The 16,397-nt window shown below is 69.6% G+C and carries 13 protein-coding genes; 4 read left to right on the top strand and 9 right to left on the bottom strand.

The annotated features are described in order from the left end of the window. The 4 genes from VFQ84_RS03720 to VFQ84_RS03705 form a co-directional block, all read left to right on the top strand. A partial coding sequence (locus VFQ84_RS03720; protein ID WP_325129367.1) for an NAD-glutamate dehydrogenase domain-containing protein occupies positions 1-2,538 on the top strand: 2,538 nt, incomplete at its 5' end. A gap of 126 nt (positions 2,539-2,664) precedes the next feature. Then, positions 2,665-3,435, top strand: coding sequence for an NAD kinase (locus VFQ84_RS03715; protein ID WP_414636993.1), 771 nt, complete (start codon positions 2,665-2,667; stop codon positions 3,433-3,435). Between the two features lie 45 nt (positions 3,436-3,480). Further along, positions 3,481-4,407: a 5'-nucleotidase gene (locus tag VFQ84_RS03710; protein WP_325129365.1), complete on the top strand. Its 927-nt coding sequence runs from the start codon at positions 3,481-3,483 to the stop codon at positions 4,405-4,407. A gap of 60 nt (positions 4,408-4,467) precedes the next feature. Next, the gene (locus VFQ84_RS03705) at positions 4,468-4,740 is read left to right on the top strand and encodes a hypothetical protein (RefSeq protein WP_325129364.1); all 273 of its coding nucleotides are present in this window, start codon (positions 4,468-4,470) and stop codon (positions 4,738-4,740) included. On the opposite strand, the gene VFQ84_RS03700 is transcribed toward VFQ84_RS03705, so the two are convergent. The 9 genes from VFQ84_RS03700 to VFQ84_RS03660 form a co-directional block, all read right to left on the bottom strand. Continuing rightward, positions 4,706-5,887: an MFS transporter gene (locus VFQ84_RS03700; RefSeq protein ID WP_325129363.1), complete on the bottom strand. Its 1,182-nt coding sequence runs from the start codon at positions 5,885-5,887 to the stop codon at positions 4,706-4,708. The two genes, VFQ84_RS03705 and VFQ84_RS03700, sit on opposite strands and share 35 nt — an antisense overlap. 79 nt (positions 5,888-5,966) lie before the next feature. Beyond that, the gene (locus VFQ84_RS03695; protein ID WP_325129362.1) at positions 5,967-7,226 is read right to left on the bottom strand and encodes a DUF4785 domain-containing protein; all 1,260 of its coding nucleotides are present in this window, start codon (positions 7,224-7,226) and stop codon (positions 5,967-5,969) included. Positions 7,227-7,229: 3 nt separating this feature from the next. Continuing rightward, entirely contained in the window at positions 7,230-8,042 is an 813-nt protein-coding gene (locus tag VFQ84_RS03690) for a hypothetical protein (RefSeq protein ID WP_325129361.1), read from the bottom strand. Positions 8,043-10,035: 1,993 nt separating this feature from the next. Further along, complete coding sequence (locus tag VFQ84_RS03685; protein ID WP_325129360.1) at positions 10,036-10,719, bottom strand: DUF2461 domain-containing protein; 684 nt, start codon at positions 10,717-10,719, stop codon at positions 10,036-10,038. Further along, a complete protein-coding gene (gene sbcB, locus VFQ84_RS03680; RefSeq protein WP_325129359.1) occupies positions 10,716-12,152 on the bottom strand; it encodes an exodeoxyribonuclease I in 1,437 nt (478 codons plus the stop codon). Before sbcB ends, VFQ84_RS03685 begins: the two co-directional genes overlap by 4 nt. After that, complete coding sequence (locus VFQ84_RS03675; protein ID WP_325129358.1) at positions 12,152-13,507, bottom strand: NAD(P)/FAD-dependent oxidoreductase; 1,356 nt, start codon at positions 13,505-13,507, stop codon at positions 12,152-12,154. Before VFQ84_RS03675 ends, sbcB begins: the two co-directional genes overlap by 1 nt. A 22-nt stretch (positions 13,508-13,529) precedes the next feature. After that, the gene (locus tag VFQ84_RS03670; RefSeq protein ID WP_325129357.1) at positions 13,530-14,531 is read right to left on the bottom strand and encodes a GGDEF domain-containing protein; all 1,002 of its coding nucleotides are present in this window, start codon (positions 14,529-14,531) and stop codon (positions 13,530-13,532) included. A gap of 2 nt (positions 14,532-14,533) precedes the next feature. Next, on the bottom strand, positions 14,534-15,802 hold the full coding sequence (gene kynU / locus VFQ84_RS03665; protein WP_325129356.1) for a kynureninase: 1,269 nt from the start codon (positions 15,800-15,802) through the stop codon (positions 14,534-14,536). Beyond that, positions 15,799-16,397 (bottom strand): amidohydrolase family protein (locus VFQ84_RS03660; protein ID WP_325129354.1); only part of this gene is annotated, 599 nt, incomplete at its 5' end. The genes VFQ84_RS03660 and kynU, both read right to left, overlap by 4 nt.

Genomic DNA, 16,397 nt, shown 5'->3' with positions numbered 1-16,397 from the left:
GACTACATCTGCTTCAAGTTCGACCCCGGCAAAGTGCCGGACCTGCCGAAGCCGCGCCCCTACCGCGAAATCTTCGTCTACTCGCCGTGGGTCGAGGGCGTGCACCTGCGCTTCGGCGCGGTCGCCCGCGGTGGCCTGCGCTGGTCCGACCGCCGCGACGACTTCCGCACCGAGGTGCTCGGGCTGGTCAAGGCGCAGATGGTGAAGAACACCGTGATCGTGCCGGTCGGCGCGAAGGGTGGCTTCTTCTGCAAGCAGCTGCCCGACCCCTCCGACCGCGACGCGTGGCTGGCCGAGGGCGTGGCCTGCTACAAGCGCTTCATCAACGGCCTGCTCGACATCACCGACAACCTGGTCGATGGCGAGGTGGTGCATCCGCTCGACGTGGTGCGCCACGACCAGGACGATCCCTACCTGGTGGTCGCGGCCGACAAGGGCACCGCCACGTTCTCCGACATCGCCAACGGCCTCTCGGCCGAGCACGGCTACTGGCTGGGCGACGCCTTCGCCTCGGGCGGCTCGGTGGGCTACGACCACAAGGGCATGGGCATCACCGCCAAGGGCGCCTGGGAGTCGGTCAAGCGCCACTTCCGCGCGCTGGGCATCGACAGCCAGTCGCAGGACTTCACCTGCGTCGGCATCGGCGACATGTCGGGCGATGTGTTCGGCAACGGCATGCTGCTCTCGAAGCACATCCGCCTGGTGGCTGCCTTCGACCACCGCCACATCTTCCTGGACCCGAACCCGGACGCGGCCCGCAGCTACGCCGAGCGCGAGCGCATGTTCAAGCTGCCGCGCTCGAGCTGGGAAGACTACGACCGTTCGCTGATCTCCGAGGGCGGCGGCATCCATCCGCGTTCGGTGAAGTCGATCGCCATCACGCCGCAGGTGCGCGCGGCGCTGGACCTGCCGGCCGGCACCGAACAGCTCAGCCCGAACGAGCTGATGAACGCGATCCTCAAGGCCCCGGTCGACCTGCTGTGGAACGGCGGCATCGGCACCTACGTCAAGGCCGCGTCCGAGTCCCACGCCGACGCCGGCGACCGCGCCAACAACGGCCTGCGCGTCAACGGCGGCGAACTGCGCTGCAAGGCGGTGGGCGAGGGCGGCAACCTGGGCATGACCCAGCGCGGCCGCATCGAGGCGGCGCAGGCCGGCGTGCTGGTCAACACCGACTTCATCGACAACTCCGCCGGCGTCGACACCTCCGACCACGAGGTGAACATCAAGATCCTGCTGTCGGCCCCGCTCAAGCGCGGCGAACTGACGCAGGAGCAGCGCAACGCCCTGCTGGCCAGCATGACCGACGAGGTCGGCGAGCTGGTGCTCAACGACAACTACCGCCAGAACCAGGCCATCAGCCTGATGGAGCGGATGAGCGCGGCCCGCCTGGGCTCGTTCGGCCACTTCATCCGCACGCTCGAGGGCGACGGCCTGCTCGATCGCGCCATCGAGTTCCTGCCCAGCGACGCCGAGCTCAACGACCGCAAGGCGCGCGGCCAGGGTCTCACCCGCCCCGAGCTGTCGGTGCTGCTGAGCTACGACAAGATCGTCGTGTTCAACCAGATGCTCGACTCGGACGTGCCCGAGGACCCCTACCTGTCCAAGGAGCTGGTGCGCTACTTCCCCAACGCCCTGCAGGAAAAGTACGCGCAGGACATGGAGAACCACCGCCTGCGCCGCGAGATCATCGCCACCGCGGTCACCAACTCCACCGTCAACCGCATGGGCGCCACCTTCCTGCTGCGCATGCAGGAAGACACCGGCGAGACCCCGGCGCAGATCGCCAAGGCCTTCACCATCAGCCGCGAAGTGCTGGACGCGCGCGAGCTGTGGGCGCGCATCGATGCGCTCGACCTGAAGGTGCCCGAGGACGCCCAGCTCGAGGCCCTCACCAGCATCTGGCACCTGCAGCGCAACATGACCCGCTGGCTGCTCAACCGCCCCGGCGAGAACCTCAACATCGCCGAGAAGGTCGAGCGCTACGCCGGCGGCGTGGCCGCCCTGCGCGGCGCCCTGGCCGGCCTGCTGCCGGGCGAGGCCCGCGCCGACCTGCTGGCCGACGTCGCCCGCTGGCAGCAGCTCGGCTTCCCCGAGGACCTGGCGCAGGCCTTCGCCAGCCTGCCGTTCCTGGCCTACGCGCTCGACATCGTCGAGGTGGCGATCGAGCAGGGCCTGCCGGTGGTGGACGTGGCCGCGGCCTACTTCAGCCTGTCCGACGCGCTGCATACCAAGTGGCTGATGGACAGCGTCGAGGCGCTGCCGGTCGAGGGCCGCTGGCATGCCCAGGCCCGCGGCGTGCTGCGCGACGAGCTGCAGGCGCAGCAGCGCGCGCTGGTGGCGCAGGTGCTCGGCGCGGCCGGCACCGGCGTCTCGCCGCAGGCGCTGGTCGAGGCCTGGCTGGGCCGCGACGACGCCACGCTCAGGTACACCATGGCGATGTTCGCCGACATGCGTAACCTGCGCGGCCTCGACTACCCGACGCTGTCGGTGGCCGTGCGCCGCCTGGCCCAGGTGGTGGCCGCCGGCACCCGCTGAGACGCCCGCACCCGTCCCGCCGGCTCCCTGTAGGAGGGCCTTCAGGCCCGAAGCTTTTCGCGAAGCGCTTCGGGCCTGAAGGCCCTCCTACAGTCAGGGGACATGACGTAAGCTTCGGGCATGACCTTGCCCGCCCATCCGCGCATCGCCTTCCTGGCCAGCCCGTCGCCGGAGGCCCAGGCGGCCCTGGCCAAGCTCACCGCCAGCCACGGCCAGGCGGTGCCGGCCGAGGCCGACGTCATCTGCGCCCTCGGCGGCGACGGCTTCATGCTCCAGACCCTGCATCGCCACGGTCCGCTGGGCCGGCCGGTGTACGGCATGAAGCTGGGTACCGTCGGCTTCCTGATGAACCAGCATCGCCCCGAAAGCCTGTTCGAGCGCCTGCACGCGGCCGAGGCCACGGTGCTGCATCCGCTGGAAATGCGCGCCACCACCGAGTCCGGCGCCACCGTGACCTCGCTGGCGTACAACGAGGTGTCGCTGCTGCGCCAGACCCGGCAGGCCGCGCACCTGCGCGTGCACCTCAACGGCCAGGTGCGGCTGGAGGAGCTGGTGTGCGACGGCGCATTGGTCGCCACCCCCGCCGGCAGCACCGCCTACAACTTCTCGGCGCACGGCCCGATCCTGCCGCTGGGCTCGCAGGTGATCGCGCTGACGCCGATCGCCGCGTTCCGGCCCCGGCGCTGGCGCGGCGCGCTGCTGCGGGCCGACACCGAGGTGCGGCTGGAGGTGTTGGACGGCTACAAGCGCCCGGTCAGCGCCACTGCCGATTCGCACGAGGTGCGCGACGTGGCCGAGGTCAGCATCCGCGAGTCGCGCCAGCACCAGGTCACCCTGCTGTTCGACCGCGAGCACAACCTCGAGGAACGCATCCTCAACGAACAGTTCATCACCTGAGCCGGTATCTCAGTCCCTGAGACCCCGGCGGCGCACACTGCCCGCATGAGCCCCCTCTCCGCACCGCCCGAACGCCCCGCCGACCGCCTGGTCGTGGCCATCACCGCGCGCGCGCTGTTCGACCTCGAGGACAGCCACGCGCTGTTCCAGGCCAGCGGCCTGGAGGCCTACGCCGAATTCCAGCGCAGCCGCGAGAAGGACGTGCTGTCCCCGGGCATCGCCTTCCCGCTGGTGCAGAAGCTGCTGGCGCTCAACGCCGGCGCGCCGCCCGAGGCGCCGCGGGTCGAGGTGGTGCTGCTGTCGCGCAACTCCTCCGACACCGGCCTGCGCATCTTCAACTCGATCCGCCACTACGGCCTGGGCATCGTCCGCGCCGTGTTCACCAGCGGCGCCGAGACCTGGCCCTACATCCAGCCCTTCGGCGCCCAGCTGTTCCTTTCGGCCAACCCGGCCTCGGTGCGCAGCGCCCTGGAGAATGGCTTCGCCGCCGCCACCATCCTGCCGGCCAAGGCCTACGAGCCCGCGCATCCGCAGCTGCGCATCGCCTTCGACGGCGACGCGGTGATCTTCGGCGACGAATCCGAGCGCGTGTCGCAAACCGCCGGCCTGGCCGCCTTCCACGACAACGAATCCAGCCGCGTCAACGAGCCGCTCTCCGGCGGCCCCTTCCGCGGCTTCCTGGCCGCGCTGCATGCCCTGCAGCTGGCCTTCCCGCCGGGCGAGGACTCGCCGATCCGCACGGCGCTGGTCACCGCGCGCTCGGCGCCGGCGCACGAGCGCGTCATCCTGACCCTGCGCGAGTGGGGCGTGCGCCTGGACGAAGCCATGTTCCTCGGCGGCCGCGACAAGGGCCCGTTCCTGCAGGCCTTCGGCGCCGACATCTTCTTCGACGACTCCCGCCACAACATCGAGAACGCCAGCCGCCACGTCGCCACCGGGCACGTGCCGTTCGGCGTCACCAACGAGGACTAGTCGCTCGCCGCCTGTTTCTTCTGTCGGAGGATCGCGGACCAGGCCTGAGGACGCATCGCCATGACGAAGTCGCCGCTACTGACGGTCCTCAACGACCTCGCCTACGTCTTCGAATGCGTCGCCATGGATTACCTGGGCGAGGGCAAGACGATGCTGGATGTCATGAGCACCCGCCTCGAGAGCGAAGATCCGGCTTATGACGTGCCCGGGCGTGCGGCGCTGGCGGCCCGGTTGCGCGAGTGCACGGCCCTGTACCGCAGCCAGGAGCGGGCCCGGGCCACGAGCAAGCTCGAGCGGATCAGTCGGGAGCTCTGGGCGACGGTGTCGGACTAAGCACGGGGCCAGCGCCAGGCCGCCGCCGCAGCGCGTAGAGCACCCACGCCACCGCCGCCACGCCCGCGCCGACCAGGAAGGCCAGTTCGCCGCCGCTGCGCTCCCAGGCCACTGCCGCCAGGCCGGCGCCCAGCACGCCGCCCACGCCCTGGCTGAAGCCGAAGAACAGGCTCTGGCCAGCGCCGGCGCGGCGGCCGGGGAAGAAGTCGGCCATCAGGCGCATGCAGCAGGCGTAGAAGGTGGCGAAGCTGAGCGCGTGGGTGGTCTGCGCCAGCGCCATGATCGGCAGGGATTCGGCGTACAGCGCGGTGGCGGTCCAGCGCAGCACGGTCACGGCCAGGCACACCATCAGCAAGCGGCTGGCGCCGAAGCGGGCGATCAGCTTGGGCGCCTGCCAGAACATGGCGATCTCGATCAGCACGCCCAGCGCCCACAGCCCGCCCACGGTGGCGCCGGAGTGCCCGGCCGCCTGCAGGTGCAGGGTGTAGAAGACGTAGAACGGCCCGAAGCTGGCCTGCATCAGCAGTGCCACCAGCAGGAAGCGGCGCACGCCGGGCCGCTTGAACAGGTGGCCGGCATCGGCGGCGGTAGGCGGGTGCTCCACTTGCCGGTCGTGCCGGTGCGGCCAGGCCGCGGCCAGCATCAGCGCGAACAGCGGCAGCGCCACCCACGCGAAATGCTCGGCGCCGACGCGGTCGAGCAGGGCGCCGTAGGTGCCGGCCACGATCAGGAAGCCGATCGAGCCCCAGACGCGCAGGCGGCCGTAGAGGTTGGCGCGCGGCCCCAGCGCCGTCAGCGTCATCGCCTCGAACTGCGGCATCACCGCGTTGTAGAACAGGCCAAAGACGGCCATCACCGCCAGCAGCGCCCAGGCGCTGCCGGTGAACAGGAAGGCGGAGAAACACAGCAGCGTCAGCGCACAGCCGGCCACGAACCAGTGCCCCGGCTTCGGGCTGCGCCCGGTCAGCGCGGCCCAGGCCGGCGGCGCCACGATGCGCGTGCCGTACCACAGCCCCAGCATGCCGCCGACCACGTAACCGCCGTGGCCCAGCGCGTCCACCCAGCGCCCGACGTAGGGCGTGTAGGCCCCCAGCGCGGCGTAGTAGCAGAAATAGAAGATCGAGAAGCGACGAAGACTCGCATCCATGCAGGGCGGCGCCAGGAAAGAGAACGGCCGGACCCGAGGGCCCGGCCGTCATCATCGCTGCTTTGGCGCGGCCGCGGAACTAGCGCAGGCGCGCCTCGCGACCGACCGGGCTACGCACCGGCGCCGGCACGTCCCCGGCACGGACCTCACGCGGGGCCGGCGTCGCGCCCGCCTCGCGGACGGCCAGCTCACGGGTTTCCAGCGTGCCCATCCGGGCCTGGTCCTTGAGCTCGACGAAGCGCAGCTCATACGGCGCCCCGAACCCGCTGGGCACGTTGCCGCGGCCGAAGGCCAGCGACAGCGACCGGCTGCCGGCCTCGAACCAGTTCGCCGCATGCGCCTGCGCCACCGGACGCGCGATGCCGTCCTGGCCGGTCGCATACAGCGTGCCGCGCAGCTCGTAGCGCCCCGGCGCCGCCACCTGCACCGGCAGGTCGAAGCGCAGCGCCGCGGCGTCGAAGGCATAGCCGCCGCCCAGGCGCGCGGTCGGCCGCGTCACTTCCACCGCGGTGCGGGCATCGCGCTGGATGCTGGCGCCCTGGTCGAAGCTGCCGGCCGACAGGTGTACTTCCCAGAGGCCCGGCTGCGTGCCGGCCTCGTCGGGCACCTGGATCAGCGCCTTGCCGTTGCGGAAGGCGAGGTCGTAGCTACGGCCCGAGGGCGAGATCAGCGAACCGCCGACCTCACCGCCGCCCAGCTTCGCCGCGCCGCGGCCCATCTGCGCCGAGACCTCCAGCGTGTCGCCCGCCAGCACGTGGCTGCGGCCCGCCTGGGCCTTGAGCACGTACTCGCTGTTGGGCTCGAACACGTGCACCAGGTAGCGGCCCTTGGCCTCGGCCAGCTGCACCTGGAACCGGCCCTTGCCCTGTTCGGCGGCCAGCTGGACGATGGCCGAGCCATCCGGCACGTCCATGCCCGCGGCCTTGAGCTGGGCGGCGTTGGCGCGCCGCTGGAAGGACTCGGGCTCGGCGATCGGCTTGCCGCCGCGCAGCATGCGCAGCTGGCCCGGCTGCACCGCGCGGCTGCCGGTGGCCGGGCTGACGCGGATCAGCGCGCCCGGGGCGGTGGTTTCGATCGCCAGGCCGGCCTGCAGCTCGCTGGCTTCGGCCAGGGCCCAGTACTCGCGGCTCTCGGCCACGAAGGGCGTCTGCGCGTCGAGCCCGGCCCAGGGATCGAGCGCCCAGGCGAAGGACACCGGCGCGCGCTCGAAGTCACCGGCCGGCGCGGGCGCCGACACCAGCCGCGACGGCGCCTGGTCGCGGCTGCCCGGCGGCAGCAGGGTGGCGGCCTGGGCCGAGACGGCCAGGGACATCAGGCAGAACAGGAGGGTCTTCTTCATGGCTCAGGACCTCATGTCGCTGCGCAGGATGGTGTCGAGGCCAAAGCAGGCGCGCCGGCTCTGGTTGTGAGAAAGCGGCTCGGAGCCGCGCATGCGGCTCTTGTCCTGGAACCAGACATAGCCCGCGGCCGACTGGCTGGAGCAGTTGAGGAAGCCGTCGGAGCAGGAGGCCAGCCAGTTCTGGGTGGTCTCGAGGCCGACGTTCTCGACGTAGCCGCCGCAGTAGCTGTCGGAATCCCAGATGGCGGAATCGACGTCGGTGCCCACCACGCTGCGGAAGGTGCGGGGCAGGGCGGGGCGACCGGAGGTGCCGAGCAGCCAGTTGGCGTTGTAGCTGGCCATCCAGCTGGTCTGCTGCATGCGCACGGCGTCGTTCTTGTAGCCCAGCAGCCAGCCCAGGGCGCTCTCGAACACGTTGCCGGCGATCACCGCGTCGGCCAGCGGCGTGCCGGCGGACGACGGCGCCAGGGCGTTCACGCGCACGGTCTTGGCGATGATGTTCGGGTAGCGGCTGTCCCAGGTCGGGTTCGACAGGATCCAGCGCATGACGTTGCCGCCGTTGCTGTGGGTGATGACGATCAGGCGGGTGATGCCGCGGTTGCGGATGAAGGTGTCGAGCTGGCCCGCGAGGCAGCCGGCCGCCGCGTTGTCCCACATGTACTTCTCGAAGTCACAGTTGATGACGACGTAGTTGTTGGGATCGACCAGTCCGCCGCGGACGTTGTTGATGAAGGGCGACTGCCAGTAGTCGGCGGCGGCATTGGTCTGCTTGCCGGTGCCGTGGACGAAGGCGACGCCGGTATTGGCCTCGCACATGGATGAAACGGCCGCCAGGGCAGCCAAGAGTAGATAGCGCACGATCCCTCCCCAGGAACTCGATGCGAAACGCGATTCCCCCTCCTTGGGTGGCCACGTCCGGTTGAACCGGTGCTCCCCTGCGCCGGCGTATGGAGACCGACCATGCCCGCTCGTTTATGTGATGGTCAACACATTTCCATGCTGCACTGCGACACCGCACGCCCCTTTAGGAGGGCCTTCAGGCCCGAAGCTCTTGGTCCGGAGGCTCCCTCTCTCCGGGATCGCGCAAGGCGATCGTCCGCCGCACGCGAGCTCCCTTTCCCGGGGACGCCGTGAATCCATCCATGGAGGCTTCTCGAAAACGTCCATGTTTTCGAGACCCCGGGAAAGGGACCTCGCGTGCGACGGACGGCGGCGCAACTGGGCCGGGTTCGCCATCAGGGCAGCGCAAGCCCGAGATTGTCGGCTCTGGGAAAACTTCGCCTCGCGACCGGTGCGCGATGCTGATCTGATGGACGTGGTGTCAGCGAATTCAGGCTCTGCTTAAGGCTGCTTTCGACCCATAGCGGACATCCGTACTCTCGTAAAGTGCTTCTAGGATCACCCCGAGTCCGGACGCCCCAGAGCGATGGTGTCCGGGTTTGCTCCGGATTGTTTGTCGGACAAGGTCGGTCCAAACTCCCTCAGAGTCATCGGGTAGCGAGCTGCCAGCCCGTGGAGCGATCCCATGTATAGCTTGACCGCAGCGCCCGAATATCAGGGAGTTAGGCGCCACATCGCCATGCTCAATCCGTGCCTTCTACTGGTTTTGATGTTCGTGCTGGCGGCTTGCGGCGTTTCGTATCACCTTGAGCCCGCACGCTTGACGGTTTCGGGTAGCGAGCTAACCTCGCGCGAGGCCATGTTAGACGCTTTGAGCCCACTACTTCGCGAGCAGGGCTTTGAAGATCTTGGGACTGATGAACAGATGATCAGTCTCTTGAGAAGGACTCGTGGTTCCGATGAACGTCTCCTTTTTGAGCTTCAGAATCGCTACACATATCTGCATGGAGGTAGAGATCTTCGTGTGGAAGTAATTGATTTCACCGTGCCTGGCATGAGAACTAGTGCGCTTCCATATGATCCCCCTCCTGGCCCCTACTTCGAGCTGAGCATCTACGAAGGCAGGCCGAGTGGGTTCAGTGCCGAAGGACACGCGTTCGTGTCACTGCTGCAAGACGAGCTGGGGCGGACACTTGGAGAACCCGTGGCGATGGTGACTCCGCCACCCGCCTCCAATTCTCGCGCTTATTGGGTGACCACCATCGTCAATGCCGCGACCACGGTGGTTTGGTGGACGGTCGTCTTTTTGGTCACCATATTTCTATGCGCGGTCCTAGCCCGAATCGCCTTAAGGCGCGCCCCCATCTCACGTGCGGCCAAACGCGGCATATTCCTTCTTGCAGGCACCTGGCTTGCCGCGCCGCTCCCATTTCCTGCGGCTTCAATCTTAGTAGTGATGCTTCCAAACATCTTCGCGTTTCCTTGGACCAACATTGAGTACTATCAGCGAGTTGGGACCGTAGCGGCGCTCTCATTTCCAATTGCTTTTCTGCTATGCACGCAGATCGCAGTTTGGGTCTTCCCGGGAACACCGGGCTCGACAAGCAGAGAGCATCGCGGGAGGGCCAGTTGACTCGGCCTAACCAATCCTTCAAGCCGACGCCTTCGGCGCGGCTTAATTCAATGCGTTACCTGGCATGGCTTGATGTCCGCTTCTGGCCAAGAGCGGGCATTGTTGGTCGTGAGTGCAAGCCCGGTCCGCTTGGAACGATCCACCGGGCCGGAGGGTCGGGAGGCCGTCGTGCGCGAGGGGGCTTTCCCGGGGTATCGAAAACATGGACGTTTTCGATAAGCCCCCATGGATGGGTTCACGGCGTCCCCGGGAAAGCCCCCTCGCGTGCGGCGGCCGGTCGCCTGATTCGATCCCGGGGTTAAGGGCTTCGGGCCTGAAGGCCCTCCTACACGGGCGTCAGAACTCGAGGTCGAGGGAGGCGCAGAGGTAGTCGACCAGCGGCGCCACGCCGGTGAAGCCCGACACCACGGCCTGGCGCAGCTTCGGGCCCAGCACCACCTCGTCTTCCAGCGCCTCGCCGGCGGTGAAGTCCTTGCGCTTGAGGTCTTCGATCAGCGGGTGGTCGGCGGGGAAGCCGCGGGGCGGGCGGGTGAGGGTGTCGCCCCACATGTCGAAGCGGCGCTTGAAGGCGGGCTTGGTCACCACGGCCTGCCAGCCGGCGGGGTTGTCGACCAGGAAGTTGCGGATCTTGCGCTGCACGTCGGGCTCGGGGTGCCAGATGCCGCCGCCGAGGAAGCAGTTGCCCGGCTGGATATGCAGGTAGAACGACGGGGCCGCCACCTGCTTGCTGCGGGCGTGGAAGAAGCGCGCGCCGCCCCAGGACTTGTAGGGCGTCTTGTCGTTCGAGAAGCGGGTGTCGCGGTGGATGCGGAACAGCGAGCCGCCGTTGCCGCGCGGGTCGGCGCGGTAGTGCGGGCTGATCGTCATGATGTCCGGCTCGAGGTCGGCGATCAGGCGTTGGAAGGGTTCCTTCAGGTGCGCCTCGTAGTCCTTGCGGTGGTCGTTGAACCACTCGCGGCTGTTGTTGCGGGCCAGCGCCCGCAGGAACTTGAAGGTCTTGTCGCTGAAGTAGGTGCTCATGCCAGCTCGCGTTCCAGGGTTTGCCCCCAGGCCTGCAGGGCGTCCAGCCAGGCCTGCTTCGGACCGGGCTCCGTCGTGGCGCGCAGTGTGTCGATTTCGGCGTAATAACTCGTGAAATCGTACTCCGACAGACCGCTCGGGCCGCCCAGGCGGCTGCGGCGGTAGGCGTTCCAGCGTTCGCGGCCGGCCGCGTCCAGCGTGCCCGGCCAGTTGCGGGCCTGGTAGCGGAACAGCAGCTCGGCGAAGCGGGGGTCGTCGAAGCGCGGGCCCAGGTCCGGCAGCTCAGAAGGCGAGGCGCTGCGCACGCGCGGGAACAGGCGCTTGTCGGCGTCGGAAGGGAAACCGTCGTACAGCGCCGCGTCGGCATCGGCCGGCTCGCGCGCGGTCTCGATCGCGAACACCCGGCGCACCTTCTCGGCCAGGCCGGGCGCGGCGCGCAGGCGCTCGGCGCGGGCCAGGCAGGCGTCGCGGTCGATGCCCAGGCGCTCGAAGTCGGCTTCGCGCAGATGCTCCAGCGGCAGCAGGATCGGGCACTTGTTGGTGTGCACTTCCTTCAGCGGGATCCGGCGCTCGCCCTCGGGCAGGTCGGCGGCCGGCGTGTACAGGCGGTCGGCGATCTCGTCCGGCTCAAGCGCCAGCAGCGCATCGGGTTCCTCGTCCAGGCCGCAGACCAGGATGCGCGACTCGATCTTCGGGTGCCGGGCGATCGGCGCCACCAGCGCCGCGCAGTGCCGGCTGGCCGGGTAGCGCGAGGAGATGTGCAGCAGCGGCGTCATGTTCGCCACGTCCATCAGCGCGGCCACCTTGCGCTTGTCGCGCAGGGCGAAGGCGTAGTCCCACAGCTTGGGCTGGGCCGCCTTGAACTTGCGGGCCAGGCCGATCAGCGCGCGCACGTCGCTCAGCGCTTCGTGGGCGTCGCCCTCGCGCACGCCATTGGCGGCGGCCAGGTGCTCGAGCTTGAAGCTGGGCGCGCCGTCCTCGCGCAGCGGCCAGGCCAGGCCCTCGGGGCGCAGGGCCTCGGCCAGGCGCAGCACGTCCAGCAGGTCCCAGCGCGAGTTGCCGTTGCGCCATTCGCGCTCGTAGGCGTCGTGGAAGTTGCGGTACAGCCCGAAGCGCACGAACTCGTCGTCGAAGCGGATCGAGTTGTAGCCCACCGCGCAGGTCTGCGGCTGCATGAACTCGTCGGCCAGCCGGGCCATGAACGCCGCCTCGGGCAGGCCATCGGCGCGCGCCTGCTGCGGCGTGATGCCGGTGATCATCGTCGCGCCCGGCGAGGGCAGCAGGTCGTCGGCGGGCTGGCAGAACAGGCTGATCGGCTCGCCGACCGGATTGAGCTCATGGTCGGTGCGGATGGCCGCGAACTGCGCGATGCGGGTGCGGCGCGGATCGCGTCCGAAGGTTTCCAGGTCGTACCAGAGGAAACTCGCGGCCATCAGAGCGGCGACAGCCGGGCCAGCACCAAGGCGTCCGCCGCGGCAAGATCCACGTCCGAGAGCGTGGCGCAGCCGCGGGTGGCCTCGACCAGGATCTGCCGCTGCACCTTGCCGCGCTCGAACGCGGTGGCGTAGGGAATCGTGGTGAAGCTCACCATCGAATAGCGCGGCAGGAAGCGCCCGGGATGCCGCTCGGCCAGGGTCACTTCCAGCTGCCGCTGCAGCAGGTAGTCGTCGTCGTCGACCCGGTCGCGCATCTCGATGTAGTTCTCCAGCGCCATCGCCTGGATGGCGTCGGCGTTGGGCCGGCGCTCGGCCTCGAAGCCGGCGAAGGCGGTCTCGAAGTTGCCGGCCGCCGCGAGGTGGCGGTCCAGCGCGATGCAGTCCTCGAAGGCGCAGTTCATGCCCTGGCCGTGGAAAGGCACCATCGCATGCGCGGCGTCGCCCAGCAGCACGGCGCGGCCGTTGAGATGCCAGCGCTGCAGGCTCAGGGTGCCCAGGCCACTGACCGGGTTGTCGGTCCAGTCGGCGTCGAAGCCGGGCATCAGCGGCACCGCGTCGGCGAAGTCGCGCTCGAAGAAGGCGCGCGCCGTCGCCAGGTCGGGCAGGGCGTGGAAGCTGCGCTCGCCCTTCATCGGCAGGAACAGGGTGACGGTGAAGGTCTTCTCGGTATTGGGCAGGGCGATGCACATGTACTCGCCGCGCGGCCAGATGTGCAGGGCATTGGGCTCGATCCGGAAGCCGCCGTCGGCGGCGGGCGGGATCTCCAGCTCCTTGTAGCCGTGCAGCAGCGGTTCGAAGCGCTCGCCCAGTGCCACGTAGGGACGCATGGCCTCGCGCAGCCCGGAGCCGGCGCCGTCGGCGCCCAGCATGGCTTCGAACGGCTGCGGCCGTGCGGTCCGGTCGTGGTCGTTGACGAACAGCGCCACCCGCCGCTCGAAGTCCACGCTGTCCAGGCGCTGGTGGAAGTGGATGCGCGCCCCGGCGGCCTCGGCGGCGTCGAGCAGGGCCACGTTGAGCCGGCCGCGGTGCACCGACCAGATCACTTCGCTGTCGTCGCGGCCGTAGCGCTGCAGCTGCTGGGCGCCGTCCAGGGCATGCACCATGCGGCCGCGCATCATCACCGCCTGCTGCATCACCACGTCCTGCAGGCCGGCCTGGCGCAGGGCGTCCAGGCCGCGTTCGGCCAGGGCCAGGTTGATCGAGCGGCCGCCTTCGTAGCCCTTGCGGCGCGGGTCGGGGCGTTTCTCGAACACGTCGACGGACCAGCCGCGGCGGGCCAGCAGGGTGGCGAGCAGGGCGCCGGCGAGGCCCGCGCCGGCGATCGTGATCGGGGAATGGGGATTGGGCTGCACGGGCAAGGAGGTCCTGGAAAGGTCAGGGGGTATCGGCGACGACGCGGTTGCGGCCGTCGCGTTTGGCTTGGTAAAGCGCGCGGTCGGCGCGGTCGAGCGCGGCGGTGATGCTGCCCTCGCCGCGGCGCCAGCCGGCGACGCCGATGCTGATGGTCACCGCCACGCCCTGGAAATCGGTGGCGGCGACCGCGGCGCGCAGGCGCTCGGCGACGTCGCGGCCGTGTTCCAGCGTGCGCTCGGCCAGCAGCACCGAGAACTCCTCGCCGCCGTAGCGGAACAGCGGCGTGTCGGGCGCCAGCGTCCGGCCCAGTTCGGCGGCCACCAGGGTGATGATGCGGTCGCCGGCCAGGTGGCCGTGGCGATCGTTGATGGCCTTGAAGCCGTCGATGTCGATCAGCAGGAAGATCGCGCCGCCGACGTCGCTGCGGTCGGAGGCCAGCTGCTCGACCGCCTCGTTGAAGGTGCGCCGGTTCAGGCAGTTGCTCAGTGCATCGTGGTCGGAGTGGTAGCGCAGCATCACCGCGGCCCGCTCCTGCAGCAGCGCGTAGGTGAACATGAAGCACACCAGCAGGCCGTAGCCGCTGGAGAAGCGCACCACGTCGATCGCCGGCACCAGCGGCGCCAGCATCGCCGAGGCGTAGATGCCGTAGGCGACCATGCCGGCCAGCGCCCGCCGGGACGACACCAGGAACACCAGCACCGGCGGGAAGATGTAGGCCCAGTGCTGCATCGGCCGGCCGTGGTAGAGGCCGAAGGCCATCACGCCGACCAGCAGCAGGCCGATGCTGACGAAGAACACCGTGCCGCCGAGGTGCCGCGGCAGCACCAGCAGCGCCGCGATGCAGGCGCCCGCGGTGGCGAGCGTGATCCAGGCCAGCTGCGCCGTGTCGGCCAGCCCCAGCCGCGTGTTGATCGTGCCCAGCACGATCATCAGCACGAAGATCAGCACCGACAGCACCATCGCCACCCGCCAGCGCATCAGCTCGCGCAGCAGGGTGAACGAGTCGCGGCGCAGGTGCGGCATCGTCAGCGGCCGTCGCGCCAGCGTTCCACCGCGTCCACGAACCGGTGCAGGTCGGTGAAGCGGTTGTAGAGCGGGACCGGGGAGATGCGGATCACGTCCGGCTCGCGCCAGTCGCCGATGATGCCTTGCGCCTCGAGGTACTCGAACAGGGCGCGGCCGCGCTCGCGGCCGCCCTGCACGCGCAGCGACAGCTGGCAGCCGCGGCGGGCGGGATCGGCCGGCGTCACCACGTCCAGCACGTTGGCGACGCGGGCGGCGATCAGCGCCTCGAGGTGGCCGGTGAGCTGTTCGGACTTCGCGCGCAGGCGATCCATGCCGGCTTCGGCGAACAGGTCCAGCGACACCCGCAGCGGCGCCAGCGCCAGGATCGGCGGATTGCTCAGCTGCCAGCCGTCGGCGCCGGGGGAGGGCCGGAACTCGGGCCCCATCTTGAAGCGCGTGGCCTGGTCGTGGCCCCACCAGCCGGCGAAGCGCGGCCGGTCGGTCACGGCGTGGCGTTCATGCACGAAGGCGCCGGCGACCGCGCCCGGGCCGGCGTTGCAGTACTTGTAGTGGCACCAGGCGGCGAAGTCGACGCCGCTGTCGTGCAGGGCCAGCTTCAGGTTGCCGGCGCCGTGCGCCAGGTCGAAGCCGACCAGGCAGCCCCGGGCATGCGCCAGCTCGACGATGCGCTTGAGGTCGAAGGCCTGGCCGGTGCGGTACTGCACGCCCGGCCACAGCACCAGGGCGATCCGGTGGCCGTGCTCGGCCAGCGTGCGTTCGATGGCTTCCATCGAGATCGTGCCGCCCGGCTCGTCGGCCGCCAGCTCGATCAGGTCGGTAGCCGGGTCGAAGCCGTGGAATCGCAGCTGCGACTCGACGCCGTAGCGGTCGGACGGGAAGGCGCCGGCTTCGATCAGGATCGCCGGCCGCTCGCGCGTGGGCCGGTAGAAGCTGACCATCAGGAAATGCAGGTTGGCGGTGAGCGAATTCATCGCCACCACCTCCGAGGGCAGGGCGCCGACGAGGGTCGCCAGGCCTTCGCGCACTTCGGCGTGGTAGGGCATCCACGGATGCTTGCCGCGGAAATGCGCCTCGACGCCCAGCGCCGCCCAGTCGTCGAGCTCCTGCACCAGCGCCTCGCGCACCGCGCGCGGCTGCAAGCCCAGCGAGTTGCCGCAGAAATAGGCCTGGTCGGCGCCATCGTGCCGGGGGATGTGGAAGCGGTCGCGGAAGCCGCGCAGCGGATCGGCGGCGTCCAGCGCCTGCGCGTGGGCCAGGTCCAGCATCATTCGAACCTCGAAAGCGGCAGGCCCAGCCATTCCAGCGCGGTGCCGTGGTAGAGGCGCGCCTCGTCGGCTTCGCCCAGGCCCAGCGCGGCGATGCCGGCGCCGGGGACCTGTTCGCCCAACGGGAACGGGTAGTCGGTGCCCAGCATCACCCGCGGCACGCCGACGGTGTCGAGCAGGTAGCGCAGGGCGCGGTTGTCGGCCACCCACGAGTCGAAATAGAGCCGGGGCAGGTAGCTGCGCGGGTTGTGCGGGTTGTCGGTGGCCACCAGGTCGGGGCGCATGTTGAAGCCATGCTCGATGCGGCCGATGGTGTACGGGAAGCTGCCGCCGCCGTGGGCCAGGCAAACCTTCAGGCGCGGGAAGCGCTCTAGCACGCCGCCGAAGATCAGCGCGCAGGCCGCGCGCGACTGCTCGGCCGGCATGCCGACCAGCCAGGGCATCCAGTACTTGGGCATGGTGTCGGTGCCCATCATGTCCCACGGGTGCACGAGGATCGCGGCGCCGAGTTCCGCGGCGGCCTGGAAGAACGGGAACAGTTCCGGCGCGTCCAGGTTCCAGTGGCCGCCGTCGGGCAGCGGCACGTGGCTGCCGATCT

The organism is Arenimonas sp. (assembly GCF_035721105.1).
In the GTDB taxonomy this organism is placed as follows: Bacteria; Pseudomonadota; Gammaproteobacteria; order Xanthomonadales; family Xanthomonadaceae; genus Arenimonas.
Note: the sequence above shows the minus strand (reverse complement) of the source record. Positions and strands in the feature narration are given on the sequence as shown.